Below are 25,849 nucleotides of genomic sequence, written 5' to 3'. Positions count from 1 at the left end.
GCGGTGGTGGACCGTCGCACGACGTCCGTCGCGAGGCAGGGAACGCGCCGTGCGCTAACAGGTGGCTTACCAGCAATGACCTAAGGTGAGCGCCGCGACGGCGGCAGAACCTGACGTGGTCCCGCATCAGTGTGCCCGCCCCCCGTTCCACACGTGACAACCGGGAGAGTAGTTTTCCGTGTCGAAGCTCAGCGTCATTGTGTCGTTCGACGTCACAGAGCCGCACCTGCAGCACTGCCTGGACTCGCTGGGCAGGCAGGTGCCCCATGACGGCGACCTCGAAGTCGTGCTCTCCCCTGTCGCCAGACCGGCCACCGGCCGCCGCGTGACCGCGGGCGACGGCGCGTCCCCCGACGACGGCTCCGGCAACGGCCCCGACGACTCCGAAGCCGACGGCGACGCCACCGACGGCGACGCCACCGCCGGCGATGAGGAGTCCGGCACCGAGACGGCCAAGGGCAGCGACGAGGGCGGCGAGGACAGCGAGTCCACCGACACCGCCGAGGCCGACGCCCTGGCCACCGCCCGCGCCTTCGTCGCGGACCCGCCGAGCAGGGTCGCCGCCGCCCTGCTCCCCGAATCCGCCCCCGCCCACACCGAGGCACGTCACCGCGGCGCCCGCGCCTCCAGCGGCGACTACCTCGTGTTCGTCCACGGCGGCGACGCCCTCACCAGCTACGCCCTGAACTACCTCGCCGACGCCCTCGACGCCTCCGGCTCCGACGTCGCCACGGGCAACGTCTACCGCTTCAACGACCTCGGCGTCCGCCGCTCCTCCGCGCACCGCAGGGTCTTCACCAAGCGGCGCACCGGCGTCGACATCCGCGTCACCACCTCGCTCATGGCCGACCGGCTCTACGGCAACAAGATGTGGCGGCGCTCCTTCTGGGAGAAGCTTCCACCCGCTGTCTTTTCGTTCACCGACGCCGACGCCGATCTGGCCGTCGTGCGCTCCCTGTTCGCCGCCCACACCGTGGACATGCTGACGGCACCGGTCCTTCTGGTACGCGACCGGGACACCGGCGAGAACCTCAGCCAGATCGACGCCATGACCCGCCGCATCGGCGCCATCGCCGCCCTGGCCGACTCGCTGAGCCCGGCCGACCGTGCCCTGTGGGACGACCGCGCGCTGCGCACCCACCTGCGCTCGATCCTGCTGAACCTGGACGACGCCGACGACAGTGCCCGTCGGCGCTTCTACGACCTCGTGGGCGACTACCTCGCCAAGGCGGGCGGCAAGGTCGTGGAGGGACTCCCCGCGCTGCACCGCCTCAACTACCACCTGGTGCGCACACGTCAGGACGAGCGGGTCCTGGAGGCCATCACCTTCCAGAAGAGTGTCGAGCTGAAGAAAGCCCCCGTGGTCCGGCGCGGCCTGAACTACTTCATCCGCTACCCGTTCTTCGAGGACGAGGCCGCCGGAGTTCCCCGCGGCGTCTACCGCATGGACTCCGAACTGCGCGTACGTCAGAAGACCGAGACCGTGGAGTGGCGCGACGGCAAGCTGGTCGTCGGCGGGCGCATCGGGATCCTGCACCTGCGTGCCGGCCGCCGGTGGCAGCAGCAGCTGGTGGCCTTTGCCGTCAACTCCGACACCGGCCGGCGCGTCCCCGTCCCGGTCAAGGTGCGGCGCGCCGCGGAGTACCGGCTACCCGACGTGCCCAACGCCGCCCGCCACGACTTCGGTGGATTCGAGGTCACGGTCGACCCCGCCCGCCTGCGGCTCTCCGGCCAGTGGCGGGCCACCGAGTGGAAACTGGAGCTCGTCGTCCTCAACCGCGGCCTGATCCGCCGCCGCGTCGTCGGCAACCCCGTCGCGGGTCCGCCGCAAACCCCCGGCTACCTGCGGGTCCACGGCGACGTGTGGATCCGCCCGGCGTGGAACGACGACTCCCAGCTCAGCATCGCGGTCGACCCGGTGCGCGCCAGGGTCGCCGAGTACCGTGTCGACTACTCCGGCGAGCGCCCGGAACTGGAGATCACCGGGGAGTTCGTCTCGGCCCCCGCAGCCAGCGCCCGCGAGCTACGGCTGACCCGGCTGCCCGGCACCGCGCGGCTGAGCTACCCCCTGCGCTCCGACGGCCCCCGCTTCACCGTCCGCGTCCCGGCCGCCGACCTGATCGCCAACGCTGTTGACGAGCGCGGCGGCGTCATCCGCCAGGAGCAGTGGTCGGCCGAGCTGGTTACCGCCGACGGTGCCCTCCCGGTGGTCCTGCCCGACGAGATCGAGGTCGCCGCCCACCCGGCGGGCGACGGCCACCACGAGGTCGCCGTGCAGCGCACCCCCACGGGCCACCTGTGGCTGCGGGGCGGGTGGGCGCGCCCCGTGATCCGCGACGCCGCCTGGTCCGGCCGCGACCTCGTGCTCAGCGGCCACTACGCCGCCGACGCCCGGATGGAGCTCGTGTTCAAGGCACGCGGGCGCGACGAGGAGCACACCCTGGAGGTGCGCCGCGACGGCACGGCGTTCCACGCGGTCTTCACCCCCGCTGCCATCCCCACACTGTCGGGGGAGCTTCCGCTGCCCGCCGGAAGCTACGCGCTGTGGGGGCGCATCCACCTGGGCGACGGTGCCACCTGCGATGTCAGCGCCGAGTGTGGCGAAGACGTCACCCGCCGGATGCCGCTGGAGATGACCACCCCCCAGCGCACCTGCGCCTTCGAACACACCGGTAGCGGCACGCCGACGCTCAAGGTCGGCAGCGACCTGCGGCCCGAGGAGCGCGGCACGTTCGCCCAGCGGCGGCTGCGCGAGGAGGTCTACCCCGCCCTGCGCGAGGAGGGCACGCAGGAGCGGATCCTCTTCGACAGCTACACGGGCCGCCAGTTCTCCGACAGCCCGCACAGCATCTACGCCGAGCTGCGTTCACGGGGCGGGAGGTGGGCCGACTACCCGATGTCCTGGCTGGTCAAGGACGGCCAGGTGAACCTGCCCGACGACGTGTCGGCGGTGCGGCACAACGGCCGCGACTTCTACGAGGCGCTGGCCCGCTCCAAGTACATCGTGACCAACTCCCGCCAGCCCGCCTGGTTCACCCGCCGTTCCGACCAGGTGGTGGTGCAGACCTGGCATGGCTCGATGCTCAAGCGCATCGGGTTCGACATCGAGAACATCCGCGGCAAATCCCGCGACTACCACGAGAAACTGGCGTGGGAGACCAAGCAGTGGGACTACCTCGTCTCCCCGAGTCCCTGGGCCACGCCCATCCTGCGCCGAGCCTTCCGGTTCGAGGGGGAGATCCTGGAGACGGGCTACCCCCGCAACGACATCTTCTTCTCCGCCGAGCGCGACGCTATCGCCGAGCGCACCCGGCACCGCCTCGGCCTGCCCGCCGACAAGAAAGTCGTGCTCTACGCCCCGACCTGGCGTGACGACAAGTACTACACCCGCGGCAAGCACAAGCTCGACCTGCACCTGGACCTGCGGCGGATGTACGACAAGCTCGGCGACGACCACGTGCTGCTGGTGCGGCGGCACCCCCGCGTCGTCGACAGCGTGCCGATCGTCGGCACGGACTTCGTCTACGACGTGTCGCTGTACCCGGAAATCATGGAGCTGTTCCTGATCACCGACGTGCTGATCACCGACTACTCGTCGATGATGTTCGACTTCGCCAACACCGGCCGCCCGATGCTGTTCTTCACCTACGACATCGAGAGCTACCGCGACAACCTGCGCGGCTTCTACTTCGACTTCGAGGCAACGGCACCCGGCCCGCTGCTGGTGGAGTCCGACGACGTGATCGCCTCGCTGCTGGACATCGACGAGGTCGCGGCCGACTACAGCGGCAAGTACCGGGCCTTCACCGACCAGTTTTGCCCCCTGGACGACGGCCATGCCGCCGCCCGCGTGGTCGACCGGGTCTTCGGTCAGAGCTGACCCCCGTCAGCGGCGGCCGCCCTCCGGGGCGGCCGAGGATCTCACCAGCGTCAGCGGTCGGCCCACCGCCCGGCCTCCCCGGTGCACCGGGGACAGGCGAGGTGAGAGGATGGCGGGGTGATCGTCATCACTCGTTACACTGTGCCACTGGGGGAAGCCGACGACTTCGTGGCGCGCGCCTCGGCCGCGCTCACGGCGCTCGGTAGCCGTCCCGGGTTCAAGGACTCCTGGATCGGCCGCGCGGCCGACGAACCCACGCTGTGGACCATCGTCACCGAGTGGGAGGGGCCCGGCTACTACCGGCGGGCGCTGTCGGACTACGACGTGCGGATGGCGGCCGTGCCGCTGCTCTCGCTGGCGCACGACGAGCCCACCGCGTTCGAGGTGGTGTCCGGTCACACGTCGGGCCCGCGGTAACCGGTTCGATGCCGCGCGCGTTCGCGCGTATTGTCGTTGGTGCGATCCTCATCGCCCCACAGGGGCGGCTGTTTGGTGCGCGCCAGTGCCCAAAGGTCCTTTAAGCTGGGCGCTTATCGTTAATCTTCGAGCGTCGCGTTGAGCGATCCGCCGACCGCCAGCCGGATGGAGAGTCTGAGAACTTATGGCCGCCAAGTCAGAGGCAATGGACACCCTCGTCAACCTCGCCAAACGGCGGGGTCTGGTGTACCCCTCCAGCGAGATCTACGGGGGTCTGCGCGCCTCTTGGGACTACGGCCCACTGGGCGTTGAGCTGAAGAGCAACATCAAGCGCCAGTGGTGGCGCTCGATCGTGCAGGAGCGCGACGACGTCGTCGGCCTGGACTCCAGCGTCGTCCTCGCCCGCGAGGTCTGGGAGGCGTCGGGCCACGTCGAGGCGTTCGTCGACCCGCTCACCGAGTGCCAGTCCTGCCACAAGCGCTACCGCGCCGACCACCTCCTCGAAGCCTACGAGGACAAGCACGGCAGGCAGCCCGAGAACGGCCTGGCCGGTCTGGCCTGCGCGAACTGCGGCGCCAAGAGCTCCTTCACCGAGCCGCGAACGTTCAGCGGCCTGCTGCGCACCTACCTCGGCCCGGTGCAGGACGAGTCCGGCCTGGCCTACCTGCGTCCGGAGACCGCCCAGGGCATCTTCATCAACTACCTCAACGTGCAGCAGAGCGCGCGCCGGAAGATCCCCTTCGGCATCGGCCAGGTGGGCAAGTCGTTCCGGAACGAGATCACGCCGGGCAACTTCATCTTCCGGACCCGCGAGTTCGAGCAGATGGAGATGGAGTTCTTCGTCAAGCCGGGCACTGACGAGGACTGGCACCAGTACTGGATCGACTCCCGCCTGCAGTGGTACGTCGACCTGGGTGTCTCCAAGGACAATCTGCGGCTCTTCGAACACCCCAAGGACAAGCTCGCGCACTACGCCAAGCGCACGGTCGATGTCGAGTACCGCTTCGGCTTCGTCGGCGGCGAGTGGGGCGAACTGGAAGGGGTGGCCAACCGCACCGACTACGACCTGCGGACGCATGCCGAAGCGTCGGGCACCGACCTCTCCTTCTTCGACCAGGAGAACAACGAGCGCTACATCCCCTACGTCATCGAGCCGGCGGCCGGTGTCGACCGCGCGATGCTGGCGTTCATGCTCGACGCCTACCGCGAGGACGAGGCCCCCAACGCCAAGGGCAAGATGGAGAAGCGCGCCGTCATGGGCCTCGACCCGCGACTGTCCCCGGTCAAGGCCGCGGTGCTGCCGCTGTCCCGCAACGCCGCCCTGTCGCCGAAGGCGCGCGACCTCGCGGCGGCCCTGCGCAAGCGGTGGAACGTGGAGTTCGACGACGCCGGCGCCATCGGCCGCCGCTACCGCCGCCAGGACGAGATCGGCACGCCGTTCTGCGTCACCGTCGACTTCGACACCCTCGACGACAACGCGGTGACCGTCCGCGAGCGCGACACCATGTCCCAGGAGCGGGTCTCCCTCGACCAGGTCGAGATGTACCTGCTGGAGCGCCTCCCCGGCTGCTGACAGACGCGATGGAAGGGGCCTGCCGGGAACGCGCGGCGGGCCCCTTCCATCGTCTTCTCCGTTGATCTCGGCGAGTATTCGGTCGATATCGCCGAGATCAACGGAGAGTCGACGGGAGCCTAGCTGGTCAGGCGCCGGTGCCAGGCACGGGCGGAGGTGTCGGTCAGCGATGCCACCTGGTCGATGACCACGCGCAGGGCCGCGGCGTCGTCTCTAGCGCGCTCGTACTCGGCGCGGAAAGAGGGGTCGAGCGTGGCCGGGGCGCCGAGGCGGACGGCGGCGACGAGCTCGGCGATCACCTCGCGTTCGCGGGCCTGGTAGGCCTGGGCCTCCGAGCGCGCCATGACGTAGTGCGCGGCCACCCCCTTGAGCAGCGCGCATTCGAGCAGGGTGCGGCGGGGCACGATGAGGTTGGCCGTGTAGCGGGTGAGCGCCTCGGGTCCGTAGACGTCGCGGGTGGCGCGCTCGGCCGCTCGGCAGAAACGGCCGATAAGCTCGCTGGTCAGGTTCTTCAGCGCGGCCAGCGAGCCCACGTCGCCGGTGAAGTCACGCGGCCAGAACGGCTCGGCCAGCAGCCCGGCGAAGACCTCCTCCAGCTCGCCGACCTCCGCGTCGCAGTAGTGCCGGGCGGCGATCGCGCTGACCTGGGCCCGCTCGGTCGGGGAGTGCAGCGCGTCCAGCTGGACCATCCCGGCGTACAGGCCGTCCTCCAGGTCGTGGACGGAGTAGGCGACGTCGTCGGCCCAGTCCATGACCTCGGCCTCGAAGCAGGTGCGGGTGTTCGGCGCCCCGTCGCGGATCCACTCGAAGGCGGCGGTGTCGTCGGGGTAGCAGTTGAACTTGTGCGTGGTACCGCCGCATCCCCTCTGCCACGGGTACTTCAGCATGGCGTCGAGGGTCGCCCGGGTCAGGTTGAGTCCGGCGCTGCGCCCATCGTCGTCCACCACCTTGCCCTCCAGTCGGGTGAGCAGGCGCAGGCTCTGAGCGTTTCCCTCGAACCCGCCGCACGCCGCGGCGGCGACGTCCAATGCCTTCTCCCCGTTGTGGCCGAAGGGCGGGTGGCCCAGATCGTGGGCGAGGCAGGCGGCCTCCACGAGGTCGGGGTCGCAGCCTAGGGCGCGGCCGAGTTCACGGCCGATCTGCGCGCACTCCAGCGAGTGGGTGAGGCGGGTGCGCGGAAAGTCGCTGGCCCCGGGCTGGACGACCTGGGTCTTGGCGGCCAGCCTGCGCAGGGCGAAGCTGTGCAGGACACGGGCGCGGTCGCGCTCGAACGGTCCGCGGGCCCGACTCTTGGCGGGTTCGCCCGCCCAGCGCTCACGGTCGCGGGCGCTGTAGCCGGCGACGGGTGCTTCGGGAATCGGCGACATGCTCCGACTGTACGCAGCGGTGGTGACAGGTCCGGGGCGGACCCCGGTGGAATAGGCAACCCCGCAGACCCCTCCCCGCGGGGCGGATCCCAGCCGGCCTCCCCGGCGGCTGAGTGGTGTGGTTTTTCGCTTTCGGGTTCCTCGCGTGCTGCGCCGGTGGTGTGTGGGGGCCTGTGGCCGGTAGCCACCGCCGCCTCCGCACGCTCGATCACCCTCAAGCGGCGTTGACGCGGATGTCGCTGCTGTCGTCAAAAATCCAGTAGTACCAGAGCGAGGCCGTCTCACGGGTGATGTACCACAGCTGGGTCTTGCGTTCGATAACGGCCGGTCCGGAGCGGGCGGGGCTGGTGCTGGCCTCGATGCCGAGGTCCTCGGCCATCGTCCGGGAGCGGAGGCTGTGCCAGGGGTCGGTGACGATCACTGCGGTCGACCACTGCCGCTCGGTGAACTCCTTGTCCACCTCCTCCATGCTCTGCAAGGTGTCGTTGCCCTTGCCGATCGCGACGATCCGGTCGCGGGGCACCCCCACCTGCACCAGCCAGTCGCGGCCACTGCCCGCTTCAGTGAAGTTGTCGCCGGGGAGATTGCCGCCGACGGTGACGATCCTCGGGGCGACGCCCTCCCGGTAGAGATCCGCCGCGTGGCGCAGCCGGGCCTCGAAGACGGGGGAGGGGCGCCCGTTGTACTGGCTGGCCCCCAGCACGATGATGGCGTCGGACTGCGGACGGTCGTCCTGGCGGGCGGTGTACCAGACCCACATCCAGGTTCCCGGGGGCAGGGCCAAGACGGCCGCCAGCAGCAGCGCGACGATCCAGCGGATCCGAACGCGTCTGCGGCGCGGGCCCGCGTGCGTGGTCGGCTCCGCTCCCCCCGTGGGGCCGCCGGTGGGGTCGCCTCCCGGCGCCGCCGGGGGAGCGTCTTGGGGGTCCCGGGTGAACACGCGTGTCCGTTCGGCGTCGGCGGTATCGGCCTGAGGAGGGCGCTCGTCCTCACCGCCGGGCTCATCCGCCGTGCCGACGGCCCAGCCGTGTGCGCCGGGATCCTCCGCAGCCGCGGCGATGATCCCGGTGGGGCTCCGGGCGGACCGCCCCGTCGCTGCCTCGTGGGGCTGCCCGTCACCGGCGGGAGAGCGCCGCCGGTCGCCGGAAACGTCGGTGCCACCGGACCCACCAGCGGCCGTCGGGCCGAGGTCGCTCGCGCCGGAGCCGTCGCGCGTGAACACGCGCGTGGCTTCCGCGTCCGGGGCGACGACGGGCATTCGCTCGTCGCGCGGTTCCTCGCCGCGCCCGTCCCCCATTGACCGCACCTCTCACCCCCAACTGCGATGGACCTGATTTCGCCTGACGATAGCCGACGTCGGGGCGATGACGAACGGTACGCCGCGCGCTGTTCTGCCCGCGGGCACCGTGGCGTGCACACCGTACCGGTGCAAGCCCGAGATGCCCGAGCCGAGCGGGTATTCCAGGAACATCCTTACATTTCACGACGTTCGGGGCGGGGAGCGCTGCGCGCTCCCCGCCCCCGCTGTCCGGTACCGGCGCTGCGTCCGCGGCTGTGCCGGTGTCCGTCCCGTGCCTACCCGCGGGCCGCGGCCCGGCCGGCCTCCAGCCGGGCGACCGGTACTCGGAACGGAGAGCAGGACACGTAGTCCAGCCCCACCTCGTGGAAGAAGTGCACAGACGTCGGGTCCCCGCCGTGCTCGCCGCACACCCCCAGTTTGATGCCAGGGCGGGCGGCGCGCCCCTCTTCGGCGGCGATCCGGATCAGTCGGCCCACGCCGTCGAGGTCAAGCGACTCGAACGGTGAGATACCGAACACGCCCTTCTCCAGGTAGGCGGAGAAGAACGATGCCTCCACGTCGTCGCGGGAGAAGCCCCAGACCGTCTGGGTGAGGTCGTTGGTGCCGAACGAGAAGAACTCCGCGGACGGGGCGATCTGCCCGGCGGTCAGTGCGGCGCGCGGCAGCTCGATCATCGTGCCGATCGGGAAGCCCAGTTCGACACCCTGCTCGGCGGCGACCTCGCTCACCACCCGCAGCGACTCGTCGCGGATGATCTCCAGCTCCTGGACGGTGCCGACGAGCGGGATCATCACCTCCGGTCGCGGGTCGCCGCCCGCCTTGACGCGTTCGGCCGCGGCCTGCGCGATCGCGCGGACCTGCATGGTGAACAGGCCGGGCACGACCAGGCCCAGGCGGACGCCGCGCAGGCCCAGCATGGGGTTCTGCTCGTGCAGCTTGTGGACCGCCTGGAGCAGGCGCAGGTCGTTCTCGTGCTTCTCGCCGCGCGACTCGGCCACGGCGACGCGCACCGACAGCTCGGTGATGTCGGGCAGGAACTCGTGCAGCGGCGGGTCGAGCAGCCGGACGGTCACCGGCAGCCCGTCCATCGCCTCGAAGATGCCGATGAAGTCGTCGCGCTGCAGCGGGAGGAGAGCGGCCAGCGCTTTCTCCTGCTCGTCCTCGGTGTCGGCGAGGATCAGCCGCTCGACGAGCTGGCGCCGGTCGCCGAGGAACATGTGCTCGGTCCGGCACAGGCCGATGCCCTGCGCGCCCATCCGGCGGGCGCGGGCGGCGTCATCGGGAGTGTCGGCGTTGGCGCGCACGTCGAGGCGGCGCTCGGCGTCCACCTGCTCCATGACGCGGTGCACGGCCCGCACGAGGTCGTCGGCGTCGAAGGAGGTGGGGTCGATCTCGCCGTCGAAGTAGCGGACGACCGGGGAGTCGACCACCGGGACCTCGCCGAGGAAGACCTCGCCGGAGGTGCCGTCGATGGAGATGACGTCGCCCTCCTCGATCACCTCGCCGCCCGGCGCTGTCATCCGGCGGTTCTTGGTGTCGATGTCGAGCTCCTCGGCGCCGCACACGCAGGTCTTGCCCATCCCGCGGGCGACCACGGCGGCGTGCGAGGTCTTGCCGCCGCGGCTGGTCAGGATGCCGCGGGCGGAGATCATCCCTTCGAGGTCGTCGGGGTTGGTCTCGCGGCGGCACAGGATGACCTTCTCGCCGCTGCGCGACCACTTGATGGCGGTGTAGGAGTCGAAGACGGCCTTGCCGACGGCGGCGCCGGGGGAGGCGTTCATGCCGCGGCCGAGGCGGCGGCGCTCGGCCGACTCGTCGAAGCGGGGGAACATGAGCTGGGCGAGCTGGTCGCCGTTGACGCGGGAGATGGCCTCCTCGCGGGTGATCATGCCCTGGTCGACGAGCTGGTCAGCAATGCGGAAGGCCGCGGCGGCGGTGCGCTTGCCGACACGCGTCTGCAGCATCCACAGCTTGCCGCGCTCGATGGTGAACTCGATGTCGCACAGGTCGCGGTAGTGGTTTTCGAGCGTCTCCATGATCGCCATGAGCTCGTCGTAGCTCGTCTTGTCGATCTTTTCGAGATCGCCCAGCGGGACGGTGTTGCGGATACCGGCCACGACGTCCTCGCCTTGGGCGTTGGCGAGGTAATCGCCGTACACGCCCTGCTGCCCGGAGGCGGGGTCGCGGGTGAAGGCGACGCCGGTCCCGGAGTCCATGCCCAGGTTGCCGAAGACCATGGAGCAGATGTTGACCGCGGTGCCGAGGTCGACGGGGATGCGCTCCTGGCGGCGGTAGAGGACGGCGCGCGGCGCGTTCCAGGAGTCGAACACCGCGGCGATCGCGAGGTCCATCTGTTCACGCGGGTCGGTGGGGAAGGGGCGTCCGGCCTGCTCGGCGACGATGCCCTTGAAGGTGGAGACGAGCCCCTTGAAGTCCTCGGTGTCCAGGTGGAGGTCGTCGCTGACACCCTTGGCGCGCTTGGCGGCCTCGATGGCGCCCTCGAAGAGTTCGCCGTCGATGCCCAGGACGGTCTTGCCGAACATTTGGATGAGGCGGCGGTAGGAGTCCCATGCGAAGCGGTCGTTTCCGGACTGGGCGGCGAGTCCCTGGACGGACTCGTCGTTGAGACCGATGTTGAGGACGGTCTCCATCATGCCGGGCATGGAGAATTTGGCGCCGGACCGGACGCTTACCAGGAGGGGGTTGTCGGGCTGGCCAAGTCTCTTGCCCATGACCTCTTCGAGGCCGCTGAGCTTCTCGTCGATTTCGGCGTCGAGTCCGTCGGGGTTGCGGCCGTGTTCGAGGTAGTGCCGGCAGGCCTCGGTGGTGATGGTGAACCCGGGCGGGACCGGCAGGCCGAGATTGGTCATCTCGGCGAGGTTCGCACCTTTCCCTCCGAGAAGGTCCTTGAGGTCCTTGTTGCCCTCTGTGAACTCGTAGACGTACTTGGGCACGGGATGCTCCTTCTCTTCGGTCGCTCGACCTCGAATTGCGGCGACTGTACCCAGACCGCTGCTGACTTTCCTGCCACCACGTCCATCTATTGATGTTTACCCAGCTCAGAGGTGCATTACCGGTGTAGACCAATGGTCCAGGAAAGGCGCACGAATGGCCTGGGTCACAGTGGTGTCAAGGGGGTCGGCCGATGTGGCGATAGGCCAGGTCAGATGCGCTTGGTTGCACGGTAGCAGGCCCAACGTGTGAAACTTTGATCCAATCCGTCAAAAAGCACCGCTGTGGACTGTGCCGAGGACCACAGATTGACCGAACGGTAACTTACGGTCGCGTAGGTAAAGTGGGGGCGGAGACCCAGCGCCGTCCCCCTCGGCGCATACCCCTGACCGGCCTCCCCGAGCGCGATATGACGGAGAAGAGCAGATGGCCGCAGAGCAGTCCGGTGACGCGGCGGCGCGCCGCGGTGACGTAGCCGCCCAGCGGGTCGATGACCGGTGGGACCTCCCCGGCGACCGCGACCTGCTGACCGCGCTCAAACCCCGCCTGCGCGGCTGGCTGCACCTGGGCACCGCCCCGGTGGCTGCGCTGGCGGGGCTGGTGCTCGTCGCGCTGGCCCCCAGCCTGCCGGGCCGCATCGCCGCCGCGGTCTACACGGCCAGCTCGATGCTGCTGTTCAGCACGTCGGCCGTCTACCACGTGGGCCGGTGGTCGCAGCGCGCCGTCGCGGTACTGCGCCGGATGGACCACGCCAACATCTACCTGATCATCGCCGGGACCTACACGCCGTTCGTGGTGCTCGTCCTGGACGGCACACTGCGCGTCGCGATGATCGCTCTCATCTGGACCGGCGCCATCGCCGGGGTGCTGTTCAAGATCTTCACACCCAACGCGCCGCGCTGGCTGTCCACCGGCCTCTACCTGGCCATCGGGTGGGTGGCGGTGCTCTTCTTCCCACAGCTCATCGGCGGTACCCACCCCGCCGCCTGGGTCCTGATCATCGTCGGCGGCCTGCTCTACAGCATCGGCGCCGTCGTCTACGCGACCAAGCGGCCCGACCCGGCACCGCGCTGGTTCGGTTTCCACGAGGTCTTCCACTCGCTGACGATCGCCGCCTACGTCTGCCACTACCTCGCGGTCTCCTTCGTGGTCTACAGCGCGGCCTGACCCGGGGAGTGCCGGAGGGGAGCGGGCGACGGCTCCGCGGCCCCTGCCGACCATCCGCGCTCCCCGGAGCCCGAGGTGACCACTTCCGGCCCTGGCATCACGATCCGCTTACACGGTCGGACAGCAGGGCGGAAACGCGGCAATCCGGCGGGGGTGCTGTCGGTAGGTTAAGAAACCGGTTCTCCCGCCCGCCCCTCGGTGCGGGGGACTCGATGAGGCGGCCGGAGACCACAATCCCCCCGGGTCCGGCCGCCTCTTCCGCGCCCCCGGGCCACGACCCCGCTCGCCCGCGTCACCCCTTCATCGCACCGCCGAGGGTGAACCGCCCGCTGAGCGCCCGCGACACCGCCAGGTACAGCGCGACCACCGGGAGCGTGTACAGCAGCGAGTACGCCGCGAGCTCGCCGTAGCGCGCCCCGCCGTACTGGTCGAAGAACGCGTAGATCCGCACCGCCGCCGGAAGCCGGTCGGGGCTCTTGAGCAGGATGAACGGCACAAAGAAGTTCCCCCACGTGAGCACCAGGGTGAAAACGCCCACCACCGCCATCCCCGGCACGGCCAACGGCAGTACCAGCAGGCGCAGCGACTGCCCGACCGACGCCCCGTCGACCCAGGCTGCCTCCTCCAGCTCGATGGGGATGCCGTCGAGGAAGTTCTTGGACAGCCAGATCCCGAAGGGCAGGCTCGCCGCCGCCAGGAACAGCGCCGTGGACAGGCGCGAGTCCAGCAGTCCGGCCTGCACGAACAGGCCGTAGACCGGCACCATGATCGCGGTGATCGGCAGCCCCGTCGCGAACAGCACGATGTAGAGGAACGGACGCTTGAACCGCAGGTTGTAGCGCGAGAGGGGATAGGCGGCCAGCACCGAGGCGACCACCGTGACCACTGACGCTCCCCCGCAGATCAGCACGCTGTTCGCCACCGGGATGAACACCGTCCGCGGAGTGAGTACCGCCGCGAAATGGTCCAGTGTGAGCGACGTCGGCGGCTTCGCGCGCAGCGACGGCGCGGAGTCGAATGCCGCGACGACCATCCACAGCAGCGGCAGCAGGAACACCGCCACCAGGGCCGCCAGCACCGCGTGGACCAGCACCGACGCTACGGCACGTGAGGGTGAGGCGATCGACCGGCTCACCGGACCTCCTCCGGTCGCAGCGCGCGCACATACAACACCGAGAAAAGGCCGGCCACCACCAGCAGAGCCAGCGCCACCGTGGTGCCGTACCCCAGCTCTCCGAACCGCAGCGCATCCCGGTACATCAGCAGGGGCAGGGTGGTGCTTCGCTCGGCCGGACCGCCGGCCGTCATCACGTAGATCAGCGTGAACACCTGCACTGTCTGGAGGGTCACCAGAAGCAGCGTGGTGGCCAGGGTCCGCCGCAGCAGCGGCAGCACCACATGCCACACCACCTGGAACGGGCCGGCACCGTCCACCCGCGCGGCCTCCTTCAGGCCGTCCGGGATCTCGGCTAGCCCGGCGGCGTACGTCATCATCGAGAACGCGGTCCCCTTCCAGGTGTTGGCCAGGACCACGGCTAGCATCGGCGCCGTGTAGAGCCAGTTCTGCGGCGCGGCCCCGATACCCGCCAGCAGACCGTTGAGTGTGCCTTCCCGCTCCAGGAACGCCACCCAGACGAACCCGGCCACCACCTCGGGCACCACCCACGCGCCGACCACCACACCGCCGACCGCCATCCGGACGACGGCGCCCCGGTTCTGCATGAGCAGCGCCAGCGTCAGCCCGAGCGCCGTCTGGCCAATGATCCCCGAGCCCACCAGGAAGAGCGCCGTGAGCGCGGTGGCATTGAGGAATGAGGGGTCACTGAGCAGCCGCTGGAAGTTGGCGGTACCGATGAACTCGGTGTGGGCCGCGGCCGCGCCGGTCAGCGCGGCGTTGGTGAAGGACGCCCACACGGTCCACAGGATCGGACCGGCGAAGAAGGACAGCAGCAGGAGCACCGCGGGCACAAGCGGTAGAAGGCGGTGTCCGGATGTGCCCCGCCGTCGGCGCCGACCCGCCTCGCGGCGTGCGCCGCCGCCCGGCTGCTGCCCCGTTGTTCGCGGCGGCTCCGTCAGCGTCGCCGCTGGCACCATTCCCCCCGACGGCGCCTCACGCACCGGAGACGACGTTGTCGGAGCCTACGATCTTCTCGACCCTCTCGTCGTAGGCACGGGCCGCCTCCTCGGGCGTGGCGTCACCCACCATCACCGCCTCCGTGGCCTTCTGGATCGCCAGTGAGATACGCGGGTACGCGCTGTAGGCGGGACGAAAATGGGTCACATCGACCAAATCCGCCGCCTGTTCGGCGATGGGGTTGTTCGCCAGGTACTTCTCGGAGCGGGCCACGTCCTCGCGGACCGGGATCTGCGCGGCCTCGATCGCGAACTGGGTGGCGTTCTCCTTGCCCAGCGTGTGCTTCATGACTTCCCAGGCGAGGTCGGGGTTGGCGCTCTTCGCGCCGAGGGCGAGCGTCCACCCTCCGGACATGCTGGTGGCGCCGGGCTCCTGGCCGTGCTGCGTGGGCATGGCGGTGAACGCCATGGTCTGCGGCCACTCCGGCCAGGGCTTGCCCGCGGTCGCGATCCAGCTCTGGGTGATCCACGACCCGTCGAGGTTGATCGCGAGATCACCCGCGGGGATGCGCTCCTCGGCGTTGACGGTGGCGACGTTGGCGTTGAGCGCGTCCTGGGGGTCCAACGCGAGGCCCTCGGAATAGATGGTGTCGATGAACGCCAGCGAGTCCACGAAGCCGTCGGAGCCGACCACCCACTTCTGCGACTCCTCGTCGAAGAGGGTGTCGCCGGTCCCGCTCAGCAGCATCTGGAAGCCCTGCATGGACGCCACCTCACCGGCGGGCGTGCCCGCGTAGACGTTGATCGGCGTGACGTGGTCGCCGAACTCCCCGGACAGGACGCGGGCGGTACCGAGCACCTCGTCCCAGGATTCGGGCTCCCACGGCATCTCGATTCCGGCCTGGCCGAACAGCTTGGTGTTGTACCACAGGCCGCGGGTGTCGGTGCCGACCATGACCCCGTAGCGCTTGCCGTCCAGCGCGGTCACCGCCGCATCGGCCTCCTCCCGGTAGTACTTGGCGTCCTCCCACTGCGCCCAGTACTTGTCGAGAGGGGCCAGGTACCCGGCGTCCACGTCCTGGTTGATGGTGAAGCTGTCCTCGTAGATGATGTCCGGCGCCTGCTCCTCCGACTGGTTCATCAGGTTGACCTGCGCCTGGTAGTCCTCGGGAGGGGCCTCGATCGGGTGCAGCTCGATGGTGACGTGCTTGTTCTCCGCCTCGAACTCCTCCTTGACCTCGCGCATCAGGTTGTCGGCCGCGCGGAAGGTGCCGTACTTGGAGTACACGACGGTGATCGTGTCGGGGTCGCGCCCCGGCGCGAGGCTGCACCCCGTGGCCGCCAGGCACACGACGGCGGCGACGGCGGAGGTCGCGGATACAGGGATCGACGTTCGGGTCATCGGCCGCCCTCCATCGGCTCTCCAAACGCACGGGAGTGAAGCTCGTCACCCTGACTCTCGCATGAGGTCCGTCCGTAATCCACATCCCATGCACAAGAGTGAGAAGGGCGATGAACCAGCGGTCGAAGGGACATACGCTCATAGGCGTGGCCGGCCGAATCAGAGACGAAGACATCGCGCTCGTCCGCGAGCGCTCCCCCATCGCCGACGTCATCGGTGAGTACCTTCAGCTCCGCAATGCCGGAGGCGGCTCGCTCAAGGGCCTGTGCCCCTTCCACGACGAGAAGTCCCCCTCCTTCAACGTCACCCCCGCCCGCGGCCTCTACCACTGCTTCGGCTGCGGCGAGGGCGGCGACGTCATCCGCTTCGTCCAGGAGATCGAGCAGCTCAGCTTCGTCGACGCCGTGGAGCACCTCGCCCAGCAGGCGGGCATCCAACTGCGCTACGAGCACGGCGGACGGTCCTCGCGCGGCGACCAGGGCCAGCGGCAGCGCCTCATCGAGGCGCACCGGGCGGCCGCGGCGTTCTACGCCGAGCAGCTGCTGAGCCCGGCGGCGCAGGAAGGGCAGCGGTTCCTCAGCGAGCGCGGGTTCACCCGGGCCGACGCGGAGAAGTTCGGCATCGGGTTCGCCCCGCCCGGCTGGGAGACCCTCACCACCCACCTGCGCAAAAAGGGCTTCACCGACAAGGAGATCATCACCGCCGGCCTCGCCAGCCAGGGGAGGCGCGGCGCCTACGACAAGTTCCGCAACCGGCTGCTGTGGCCGGTGCGGGAGGTCACCGGCGACGTCGTCGGCTTCGGCGCGCGCAAGCTCGACCCCGAGGACGACGGCCCCAAGTACCTCAACACCCCCGAGACCCCGATCTTCAAGAAGGGCCACCTCCTCTACGGTCTCGACCTCGCCAAGCGCGAGATCGCGCGCCACCGCCAGGCCGTCATCGTCGAGGGCTATACCGACGTCATGGCCTGCCACCTGGCCGGGGTCCCCACGGCCGTGGCCACGTGCGGCACCTCCTTCGGTGAGGAGCACGCCAAGGTGCTGCGCCGCATGCTGCTCGGCCGCTCCAACCAGGGCGGCGAGGTGATCTTCACCTTCGACGGCGACGCCGCCGGGCAGAAGGCGGCGCTGCGCGCCTTCGACGAGTCCCACGGGTTCAGCTCCGACAGCTTCGTTGCCATCCAACCCGACGGACTCGACCCCTGCGACCTGCGGATCCAGCGGGGCGACGGCGCGCTGCGCGACCTGGTGGCCAGCCGCAAGCCGCTCGTCGAGTTCGTCATCCGCAGCCGCATCGTCGAGCACAACCTCGATACCAACGAGGGCCGACTGGCCGCCATCGACGCCGCCGCGCCCATCATCGCCACCATCCGCGACGCCGGGCTGCGCCAGGAGTACGCCAAGGACCTCGACAAGTGGACGGGGTTCATGGACGAGCGCCAGGTGCTGCGGCGGGTGGCCCAGCACATGAGGCGTCCCGAGAGCGAGCGGCGCCCGGCGCGCGGCCGCCCCGCCCCGGCGGCGCCGCCGGGGGCGGCCGATGCCGCGCCCTACGACTTGCGCGACCCCTCAGTGCAGCGCGAACGCCAGGCGCTGAAGATCGCGGTGCAGTACCCGGGGCTGGCCGCGGAGTTCGACGCGCTGGACGCGGAGTCCTTCACGGTGCCCCAGCACCGCGCGATGGTCGAGCTCATCCGGAACAATGGGGGCGTGGCCTCGGCCGGGGACGCCCAGCAGTGGGCCACGCGGCTGCGCGACGCGGCGCCCAACGACGCCCAGCGCGCCTTTGTCACGCAACTGGCGGTGGAACCCATCGAGATCTATGGAGAACTCGACGAACATTACGCCAAGGAAATTCTCGGCACGATCAAGATTCATTCCATCAATCGCCAAGTGGCAAACCTGAAGTCGCGACTGGGACGTCTGGATCCGGCGTCCGACGCCGCGGAATATGAGCGGGTCTTCACTGAACTCATGCGGGTTGAGCAGCAGAGACGCCTGATACGCGAGCAGGGTTCCGGTACCACGTAGCAGCGTGGTGACAAAAATAGTTCTCTCTATGCGGGGCCGGTAGCGGGCACACTGTAAGGGTGGCTCTATCGGTGCTGCCCAGCGAAATGCCGCCGATCCGACAGGTGGCGCAACTCGTCGCGGATTCACGATCCGGGGAGGTGGTGACCGTTGCCGATGTCGCCTCCGCCCTGGACCGCCTGGATGCCCCTCCCGAGTCTCTGGATCCGGTGGTCCGCGGTCTCGCCCAGCGGGGGGTCGATGTCGTCGACCCGCCCGCGGACGAGCCGCCGTCCTCGGTGTCCGAATTCGGGCGGCGCACCTCCACCAACGACCTGGTGCGCATCTACCTGCGGGAGATCGGCCGCGTCCCGCTCCTCACGGCAGAAGAAGAAGTGGAACTCGCCAAGTCGATCGAGGTCGGCCTGTACGCCGGACAGAAGCTGCACGACGGGCAGCGCGCCGCCGTGCCGGGCCAGATCTCCCGAGAACACGCCGCCGAACTCGAATGTCTCGTCAACGAGGGGGAAGGCGCCAAACGACGGCTGATCGAGTCGAACCTCCGGCTGGTCGTGTCCATTGCCAAACGCTACATCGGACGCGGCCTGCTCTTTTTGGACCTGATCCAAGAAGGCAATCTGGGTCTCATCCGCGCGGTGGAGAAGTTCGACTACACCAAGGGGTTCAAGTTCTCCACCTACGCCACCTGGTGGATCCGGCAGGCCATCACCCGGGCCATCGCCGACCAGGCGCGGACCATCCGCATCCCGGTGCACATGGTGGAGACCATCAACAAGCTGATGCGCGTGCAGCGCCAACTGCACCAGGAGCTCGGTCGCGAGCCGACGCCCGGGGAGATCTCCCGCGAATTGGGCTTCGGCGACGACCGCGTCCAGGAGATCCAGCGCATCGCCCAGGAACCGGTTTCACTGCACGCCCCTATCGGCGAGGAGGACTCCGACTTCGGAGACTTCATTGAGGACTCCGACGCCGTCGTCCCGGCCGAGGCGGCGGCGTTCATCATGCTCCAGGACCAGCTGGTGGTCATGCTCAACGGGCTGTCCGAGCGCGAGCAGCGGATCATCCAGCTCCGCTTCGGCCTGGTGGACGGCCATCCGCGCACCCTGGAAGAGGTGGGACGGGAGTTCGGGGTGACACGCGAGCGCATTCGCCAGATCGAGTCCAAGACCCTGGCGAAGCTGCGCCATCCCTCGCGCGCGCAGACGCTGCGGGACTTCCTCGAATAGCCTCGGGACAGCTGTCTCCCGCCGGGGTACCGGGGGAGCGGGGACCGGCGGCCCCAGCGGACCCGTCGCGACCTGGGGACGTCCAACGAGCGGTGGGGCGTGGGAGTTCCCGCGGGGCCGGATGGCGGCCTGATGCGGCCGATCTTGCGCCCGATGTATGCGAAGGTGCGGGGGCAAGGGCTACCTTCGAGGGTGATGCCGGCTCAGAAGCTGAACCCAGTCGGGCGGCGCAGGCCCGCCCTCATCGGGGTCGTCGCGGCCGTGGCCCTCGGCGCCCTGTTCTTCAGCGCGTTCAGCGCGATCACCGACTCCGGGAGCGGGCGCGGCGACGACCGGCTGGAGCGGGTGGCCTATTTCGCCGACTGGAACACCGCGAACCGCGACTACCTCATCAAGGATGTCGCCCAGAGCGGGGCGGCCGACCACCTCACGCGGATCATCTGGGCGTTCGGCTACGTCGACAAAAAAGGCCGGTGCTCGATCCCTGAGGACTCCGACCAGCCGTGGGAGCTGTACCAGCGGCGGTACGAGGCCGAGGAGAGCCTCAACGGAGAGGCCGACAGCTATGAGCAGCCGCTGGCCGGCAGCCTCAACCAGCTGGTCATGCTCAAGGAGAAATACCCCGACCTGCGCGTCAGCCTGAGCCTGGGCGGGTGGAACTGGTCCACCTACTTCTCCGAGGCGGTGAAGGACGAGGAATCGCGGCGCGAGTTCGTCTCCTCCTGCCTGGACCTGTGGCTGCGCGGCGACCTTCCCGTCCTGGAAGAGGAGCCCCAGGGCGGTGAGGGCGTCGCCGCCGGCGCCTTCGACGGCATCGACCTCGACTGGGAGTGGCCGGTGTCCGGCGGCAAGGAGGGCAACACCGAGAGCCCCGACGACCGCCGCAACCTCACCCTGGCCGTCAAGGAGTTCCGGCGCCAGATGGACGAGCTGGAGGCCGAGACCGGGCGTCGCTACGACCTGTCGGTCTCGCTCGCTAACGGCACCGACCAGCTCACGACCAGCTACGAACCGGAGATGTTCGACGCGATCGACTTCGCGACGGTCCAGGGCTATGACTTCACCGGTGCCTGGAGCGACGTCACCGACCACCACTCCCAGCTGTACGCGCCTGAGGGAGCGCCCAACGACGCCAGCACCGACCGCACCGTGCGCCGCTACCTCGACTACGGGCTGCCCCCGGACAAGCTGCTGCTCGGCTTCCCCGCTTTCGGGCGCGGCTGGACCGGGGTGAGCCCCGAGAACTTCGGCCGCTACGCCCCGGCCGACTCGGGCGCGGAGGGCACCTACGGCGAGGCCGTCGACCCATACGGCGAACTCAAGTACCGCAGCGGCCGACGCTTCCACGACCCGATCAACGGCGCCTACTGGCTGTACGACGGCAACGAGTGGTGGACGTTCGACACCCCCGAGATCGTCCGGATGAAGGGCGCCTACGTCCGGGAGATGAACCTGGGCGGGCTGATGATGTGGAACCTCGACATGGACCCCGAGGCCGACCTCGTCACCGCCATGGACGAGTCACTCGAACAGGGCGAGTGAGCGCCACGGGGCGGCCGGGAGCGCCGCCCCGTCACGCCTCACGTCCGACTGAAGCGCGTGACCCCGGCACCGGGGCGCCACCGCCGGATCACCAGTCGGTCGTTCTCCACCGAGGTCAGCACGGCGTCGGACAGCTCCAGTCGGAACAAATGGAAGGGACCCGGCGGCTGCCCCGGCTGACCAAAGGACTCCAGCTCCTCGGGGTCGGTCACCTCCACGGCCGTCCCCGAAACCTTGGCGTCGCCGCCCTCCATCGACCCGTCGCCCGGGTTGGCATGGAGGGCGAACCGCCCATCGCGTTGCAGGTCGCGGGCCTTGAGCGCGTCCGGCATGGAGCCGAAAACGATGTCCTGACCGTGAAACGCCACCTCCGTCCCGCTGACGCGGGGCGCGCCGTCCGCGCGCAGCGTGGCCAGGACATGGTGCTTGGCGGCCGTGAACCGGGCGCGTACCGCCGCCGCGAGATCGGGTGCCTCATCATTGAACGTTTGCCATGGCGTCGTCATGGAAGAGGAGTATCGGCCCAGAGACTGACACCGAGTGTCAGGAAGGATCGGGAATGACAGCGCGACCACCGTGGCCCCAACCGCGCCGCGCGTACCTCGAAGCCATGGCGGCGCCGTCGAGGTCGTCCGCTGGTCGCGGCGGAGCCCGTGCGCACGATCGACGCTCGCTCCTCCCCAAGACCGGCGGACGCGCCCTCGAAAAGCCGGGACACGCGCACGAGCCACAGCCGCCCCACGGGGCCCTCCCGCCCGGGGCAGTTGTCGGACGACCGGAACCGCGACCGGTACCCACAGGGCGGCGCGGCGGTGTTGTCAGCCGCCCAGCGGCGGCGCCAGGGTGGGGAATATGGCCGACCCTCACACCATCGCAGCACCGGACGACATCGACGTGGACGAATTCCGGCGTGCCCTGCACGCCGAGTTCTCCGGCACCGTGTCCTTCGGGCCGGGTGCCCGCGCCCTCTACACCGCGGACGCCTCCAACTACCGGCACGTGCCCCTCGCCGTCGCCCTCCCTCGGACCACCGACGACATCATCGCCGCCGTGGCCGCCGCCCGCGCCCACGGCGTCCCGCTGACCCCCCGCGGCGGCGGCACCAGCATCGCGGGCAACGCCATCGGGTCCGGGCTCGTCATCGACACCTCACGCCATCTCACCGCGATCGACAACCTCGACCCCGCGGCCCGCACCGCGCGGGTCCAGCCCGGACTCATCCTCGACGACCTGCGCGCCGCCGCGGCGCCCCACGGCCTCACCTTCGGCCCGGACCCCTCCACCCACAGCCGGTGCACACTCGGCGGAATGATCGGCAACAACGCCTGCGGTGCCCACTCGGTGGCGTGGGGAACCACCGCCGACAACGTCGAATCCCTCGACGTCCTCCTCTACGACGGCACCCGGATGACCGTCGGCGCCACCTCCGCCGAGGAGCTCGACCGCCGCGCCGCCCTGCCCACCCCCGAGGGCCGGATCTACGCGGCGCTGCGCGAGCTCACCGCCACCTACATGGCCGACCTGCGCACGAACATGCCCCAGCTGTCGCGCAGGGTCTCGGGATACGCGCTCGACCGCCTGCTTCCGGAACACGGCGGACACATCGCCCGTGCCCTCACCGGGACCGAGGGCAGCTGCGTCACCGTCCTCGGCGCCACCGTGCGCCTCGCCGAGGCCCCGCCCGCCCGCGCGCTGGTGGTGCTCGGCTACCCCGACGCCCCGTCGGCCGCCGACGCCGTCCCCGAACTCCTGGACCACGGCCCGCTCACCGTCGAAGGCCTTAACCACCGCCTCGTCGCCGGGCTTGACCGTCCGGGGGCGCGCTCGGGCGTGGCCCTGCCCGAGGGGCGCGCCTGGCTCATGGTGGAGATGGGCGGCGCCGACCGCGACGACGCCGCCGCGGCCGGCCACGCCCTGGTCCGCGGGCTCACGGGCGCCGCGCGCCCGCTGGAGGCCGCCGTCGTCACCGATCCGGCCCACACCCGGGCCCTGTGGCGCATCCGCGAGGAGGGCGCCGGGCTGACCTCACGCACCCCCGACGGCGCGGAGGCGTGGTCCGGGTTCGAGGACGCCGCCGTCCCGCCCGAGCGCCTCGGCTCCTACCTGCGCGAGTTCGACGCGCTGATGCGGCGGCACGGCCGTGACGGTGTGGCCTACGGGCACTTCGGCGAGGGATGCATGCACATCCGCATCGACTTCGAACTGGGCGACCCGGCCGGGCAGCGCGGCTTCCGCACCTTCATGGAGGAGGCCGCCGACCTCGTCGCGGCGCACGGCGGCTCCATCTCCGGCGAGCACGGCGACGGCCAGGCGCGCTCGGAGCTGCTGCCGCGCATGTACGGCAAGCGGCTCTGCCAGGCGTTCGGCGAGTTCAAGGCCATCTGGGACCCGGAGAACCGGATGAACCCGGGCATCATCGTCGACCCCAAGCCGCTCGATGCCGACCTCCGCGTCCCGGCCGTGCCCCGCGCACCGCTGACCATGCTCGCCTACCCGGAGGACCAGGGCGACTTCGCCCGCGCCCTGCGCCGCTGCTCGGGCGTGGGCAAGTGCCGCCGCCACGAGGGACCCGGCGTGATGTGCCCGAGCTACATGGTGACCCGCGAGGAGAAGGACTCCACCCGCGGCCGGGCGCGGATGCTGTTCGAGATGGTCAACGGCGAGGTCATCACCGACGGCTGGCGCTCGGAGGAGGTCCGCGACAGCCTCGACCTGTGCCTGTCGTGCAAGGGCTGCCGCAGCGACTGCCCGGTCAACGTCGACATGGCCGCCTACAAGGCCGAGTTCCTGTACCACCACTACCGGGGGCGTGTGCGCCCCGCCTCGCACTACTCGATGGGCTGGCTCCCGTTGTGGGCACGGCTGGCGGCCGTGGCCCCGGCCGAGGTGAACCGGCTCGGCGGCGCCCGGTACCTCGGCGACGCGCTCAAGCGGCTGGGCGGGGTCGCGCCGCAGCGCGCCATTCCGGAGTTCTCCCGCACCACCTTCGCCCGCTGGTTCCGGCGCAACCGCGGGGCCGCGGCCCGCCGTCCTATCGGCGCATCGGGCCGGACCCACACGGGCACGGACCACCGGGGCACCGTCCTCCTGTGGCCGGACACCTTCGGCAACCACCTCACCCCGCAGGTGCCCGTTGCGGCCGTGCGGGTCCTGGAGGCGGCGGGCTTTGACGTCGTCCTCCCGCGGGGGCAGGTGTGCTGCGGGCTCACCTGGGTGTCGACCGGCCAGCTCGGGGTGGCCCGTGCCGTCATGCGCCGGTCGCTGCGCGCTCTGGCCCCCCACGTCGCCGCGGGTGTCCCCATCGTGGGACTGGAGCCGAGCTGCACGGCGGCGCTCCGCAGCGACCTGGTGGAGCTAGTGCCGGGGAAGCAGAGCGACCGGGTCGCGGAGTCGGTGCATACCCTCGCCGGATTCCTCCGGGCCTTCGCCCCCGACTGGAGCCCGCCGCACATCGGCGCCGCGGCGATCAGCCAGGTGCACTGCCACCAGCACGCCGTCATCGGCTTCGACGCCGACCGCGAGCTGATGGACAGGGCGGGCATCGACGGGGAGGTGCTCGACTCCGGCTGCTGCGGCCTGGCCGGGAACTTCGGCTTCGAGGCCGAGCACTACGACGTCTCCACGGCGGTGGGCGAACGCGTCCTGCTCCCCGCCGTCCGCGCCGCCGCCCACGACACCCTGGTTCTGGCTGACGGCTTCAGCTGCCGCACCCAGATCGAGCAGCACACCGGTCGCCCCGCACTGCATTTGGCCGAGGCGCTAGCGCGGGGACTCCATCGACGGGTCAGCCAGAAGACGCAGCAGTGACAGCCTAAACACCGGTCTGCGCCCGCAGTGCGGCCAGGGCCCGCGGCACGACCTCGTTCAGCCGCGGGTCATCGGGGTGGACGCCTTCGTCGAGGTGGACGCGCCAGGTGATGTCGGACTCGCCCGGCGGCCTGCGGGCGACGAGGGTGAAGCCGGGGCCGCCGGGGTCGCCGGTGAGGGAGTAGCGGTTGCTCACCACGATGGTCGCGGTCACCCGCTCCTGTACGGTCTCGGCCAGCCGCCCTGGGTGCGCAATCGTGTACACGCGCTGGCCCACGCCCTCCTCGGTGAAGCGGAACCCCGACTCGCCCCAGCGGGCGCGGTCGATGGTCTCCCAAGGGGCGGCGTGTCCGTCGGGCAGATGCAGGGCGCGCGTAGTCGCCACGAGGGTCCCCTCGGCCGCCTCCGCGTGCGCGAGGACCCGTTCTCCCCGTTCCAGCCCCAACCGGGCGCGGGCCTGGCGGGACAGACCGTTGCGGCGCAGTGGATTCATATTCTCAACCTATGTGGGCGGAGCGTCGGCGTCCGGCGATCAGCACAAGACACCGCAGCTGGGGGTCGGAAACACGCTGTCACTCCGGGGAACGAGAACGCGAGCGCTCCACCGCCGTCCGCACCCCCGTGCGACACCACCGGCCTCGCGGTCGCGTGGCGGGAGGGGACCGTGCTGACCCCGCGCGGCCGGCTTCACCCGCCTTCCCGCTCTCAGCCGGCCACTGCCGCAGCACTCTCGGAAATCACGTGTGTGACCCATAGACACCTGTCCGATAAGCGAGGCCGCGCTGAGTTCTGACCGCAGGACTTGACGGTCCCGAAAATTGCGGATTGAATGTCACCCGTGTCTGCGTGGCGCCGCTGCATGTAAGGCGGCGAGTGGGCGGCACTGTACCCGGAGAAGATGTCGTGACCACACGCCTCTTTGGACTCATCTAGCGCATCGCGCCTGCGCCCGCTCCGCGTTCCGCGAGGTTTCCCACCTCGCCCTGTGTGAGCCTTACGCGCGCTTCTCAGCCGCTCAGCGGCCTGATTCCCGTACGCGGCTTCGCCGACGCCTCCCCAGATCCGCGGCTCGGAGCAGCATGTCCGACCCGGATGTCCGACGCGTTGGCAACG

General features: G+C 70.0%; 16 protein-coding genes. 8 read left to right on the top strand and 8 right to left on the bottom strand.

All coding sequences use genetic code 11. The annotated features are described in order from the left end of the window. Window positions 1-178 precede the first annotated feature (178 nt). The 3 genes from ABD259_RS08745 to ABD259_RS08735 all read left to right on the top strand — a co-directional run bounded on the left by ABD259_RS08745 (window position 179) and on the right by ABD259_RS08735 (window position 5,870). A complete protein-coding gene (locus ABD259_RS08745; protein ID WP_344161424.1) occupies window positions 179-3,880 on the top strand; it encodes a CDP-glycerol glycerophosphotransferase family protein in 3,702 nt (1,233 codons plus the stop codon). Window positions 3,881-3,997: 117 nt separating this feature from the next. Then, on the top strand, window positions 3,998-4,297 hold the full coding sequence (locus ABD259_RS08740) for an antibiotic biosynthesis monooxygenase family protein (protein WP_344104128.1): 300 nt from the start codon (window positions 3,998-4,000) through the stop codon (window positions 4,295-4,297). 184 nt (window positions 4,298-4,481) lie between these two features. Beyond that, window positions 4,482-5,870: a glycine--tRNA ligase gene (locus ABD259_RS08735; RefSeq protein ID WP_344104130.1), complete on the top strand. Its 1,389-nt coding sequence runs from the start codon at window positions 4,482-4,484 to the stop codon at window positions 5,868-5,870. Window positions 5,871-5,989: 119 nt separating this feature from the next. Here ABD259_RS08735 and ABD259_RS08730 read toward each other — a convergent pair whose 3' ends face one another. The 3 genes from ABD259_RS08730 to ppdK all read right to left on the bottom strand — a co-directional run bounded on the left by ABD259_RS08730 (window position 5,990) and on the right by ppdK (window position 11,491). Then, window positions 5,990-7,237 carry a deoxyguanosinetriphosphate triphosphohydrolase gene (locus tag ABD259_RS08730; protein WP_344104132.1) on the bottom strand — a complete coding sequence of 416 codons (1,248 nt, stop codon included), beginning with the start codon at window positions 7,235-7,237 and terminating at the stop codon, window positions 5,990-5,992. A gap of 214 nt (window positions 7,238-7,451) precedes the next feature. After that, window positions 7,452-8,534, bottom strand: a complete 1,083-nt coding sequence (locus ABD259_RS08725) for a YdcF family protein (protein WP_425573495.1) — start codon at window positions 8,532-8,534, stop codon at window positions 7,452-7,454. A 278-nt stretch (window positions 8,535-8,812) separates the two neighbouring features. Beyond that, entirely contained in the window at window positions 8,813-11,491 is a 2,679-nt protein-coding gene (gene ppdK, locus ABD259_RS08720) for a pyruvate, phosphate dikinase (protein ID WP_344104136.1), read from the bottom strand. Between the two features lie 424 nt (window positions 11,492-11,915). Between ppdK and trhA the strand changes: the two genes are divergently transcribed. Continuing rightward, a complete protein-coding gene (gene trhA, locus ABD259_RS08715; RefSeq protein ID WP_344104139.1) occupies window positions 11,916-12,656 on the top strand; it encodes a PAQR family membrane homeostasis protein TrhA in 741 nt (246 codons plus the stop codon). A 292-nt stretch (window positions 12,657-12,948) separates the two neighbouring features. On the opposite strand, the gene ABD259_RS08710 is transcribed toward trhA, so the two are convergent. The 3 genes from ABD259_RS08710 to ABD259_RS08700 form a co-directional block, all read right to left on the bottom strand. Further along, window positions 12,949-13,791: a carbohydrate ABC transporter permease gene (locus ABD259_RS08710; protein ID WP_344104141.1), complete on the bottom strand. Its 843-nt coding sequence runs from the start codon at window positions 13,789-13,791 to the stop codon at window positions 12,949-12,951. Further along, the gene (locus ABD259_RS08705; RefSeq protein ID WP_344104143.1) at window positions 13,788-14,624 is read right to left on the bottom strand and encodes a carbohydrate ABC transporter permease; all 837 of its coding nucleotides are present in this window, start codon (window positions 14,622-14,624) and stop codon (window positions 13,788-13,790) included. Before ABD259_RS08705 ends, ABD259_RS08710 begins: the two co-directional genes overlap by 4 nt. A gap of 142 nt (window positions 14,625-14,766) precedes the next feature. Further along, window positions 14,767-16,131 (bottom strand): extracellular solute-binding protein, encoded by a 1,365-nt coding sequence (locus tag ABD259_RS08700; RefSeq protein WP_344104145.1) that lies wholly within the window; start codon window positions 16,129-16,131, stop codon window positions 14,767-14,769. A gap of 146 nt (window positions 16,132-16,277) precedes the next feature. Here ABD259_RS08700 and dnaG point away from each other — a divergent pair, with 146 nt between their 5' ends. The 3 genes from dnaG to ABD259_RS08685 all read left to right on the top strand — a co-directional run bounded on the left by dnaG (window position 16,278) and on the right by ABD259_RS08685 (window position 20,929). Continuing rightward, the gene (gene dnaG, locus ABD259_RS08695; RefSeq protein ID WP_344104147.1) at window positions 16,278-18,161 is read left to right on the top strand and encodes a DNA primase; all 1,884 of its coding nucleotides are present in this window, start codon (window positions 16,278-16,280) and stop codon (window positions 18,159-18,161) included. Between the two features lie 86 nt (window positions 18,162-18,247). Next, window positions 18,248-19,387 carry an RNA polymerase sigma factor RpoD gene (rpoD, locus tag ABD259_RS08690; protein WP_344161504.1) on the top strand — a complete coding sequence of 380 codons (1,140 nt, stop codon included), beginning with the start codon at window positions 18,248-18,250 and terminating at the stop codon, window positions 19,385-19,387. Window positions 19,388-19,582: 195 nt separating this feature from the next. Further along, window positions 19,583-20,929 (top strand): glycoside hydrolase family 18 protein, encoded by a 1,347-nt coding sequence (locus ABD259_RS08685; RefSeq protein WP_344104149.1) that lies wholly within the window; start codon window positions 19,583-19,585, stop codon window positions 20,927-20,929. Between the two features lie 38 nt (window positions 20,930-20,967). Here the strand turns inward: ABD259_RS08685 and ABD259_RS08680 are convergent, their stop codons facing one another. Beyond that, window positions 20,968-21,435, bottom strand: a complete 468-nt coding sequence (locus ABD259_RS08680) for a pyridoxamine 5'-phosphate oxidase family protein (RefSeq protein WP_344161417.1) — start codon at window positions 21,433-21,435, stop codon at window positions 20,968-20,970. Between the two features lie 346 nt (window positions 21,436-21,781). Between ABD259_RS08680 and ABD259_RS08675 the strand changes: the two genes are divergently transcribed. After that, window positions 21,782-24,736, top strand: coding sequence for an FAD-binding and (Fe-S)-binding domain-containing protein (locus ABD259_RS08675; RefSeq protein ID WP_344161415.1), 2,955 nt, complete (start codon window positions 21,782-21,784; stop codon window positions 24,734-24,736). 4 nt (window positions 24,737-24,740) lie between these two features. Here ABD259_RS08675 and ABD259_RS08670 read toward each other — a convergent pair whose 3' ends face one another. Next, on the bottom strand, window positions 24,741-25,229 hold the full coding sequence (locus tag ABD259_RS08670) for a hypothetical protein (RefSeq protein ID WP_344104155.1): 489 nt from the start codon (window positions 25,227-25,229) through the stop codon (window positions 24,741-24,743). Window positions 25,230-25,849 lie beyond the last annotated feature (620 nt).

This window comes from Nocardiopsis rhodophaea (assembly GCF_039530945.1).
GTDB lineage: Bacteria > Actinomycetota > Actinomycetes > Streptosporangiales > Streptosporangiaceae > Nocardiopsis_C > Nocardiopsis_C rhodophaea.
The sequence above is the reverse complement of the archived record's forward strand: the minus strand, read 5'-3'. Positions and strand labels throughout refer to the sequence as shown.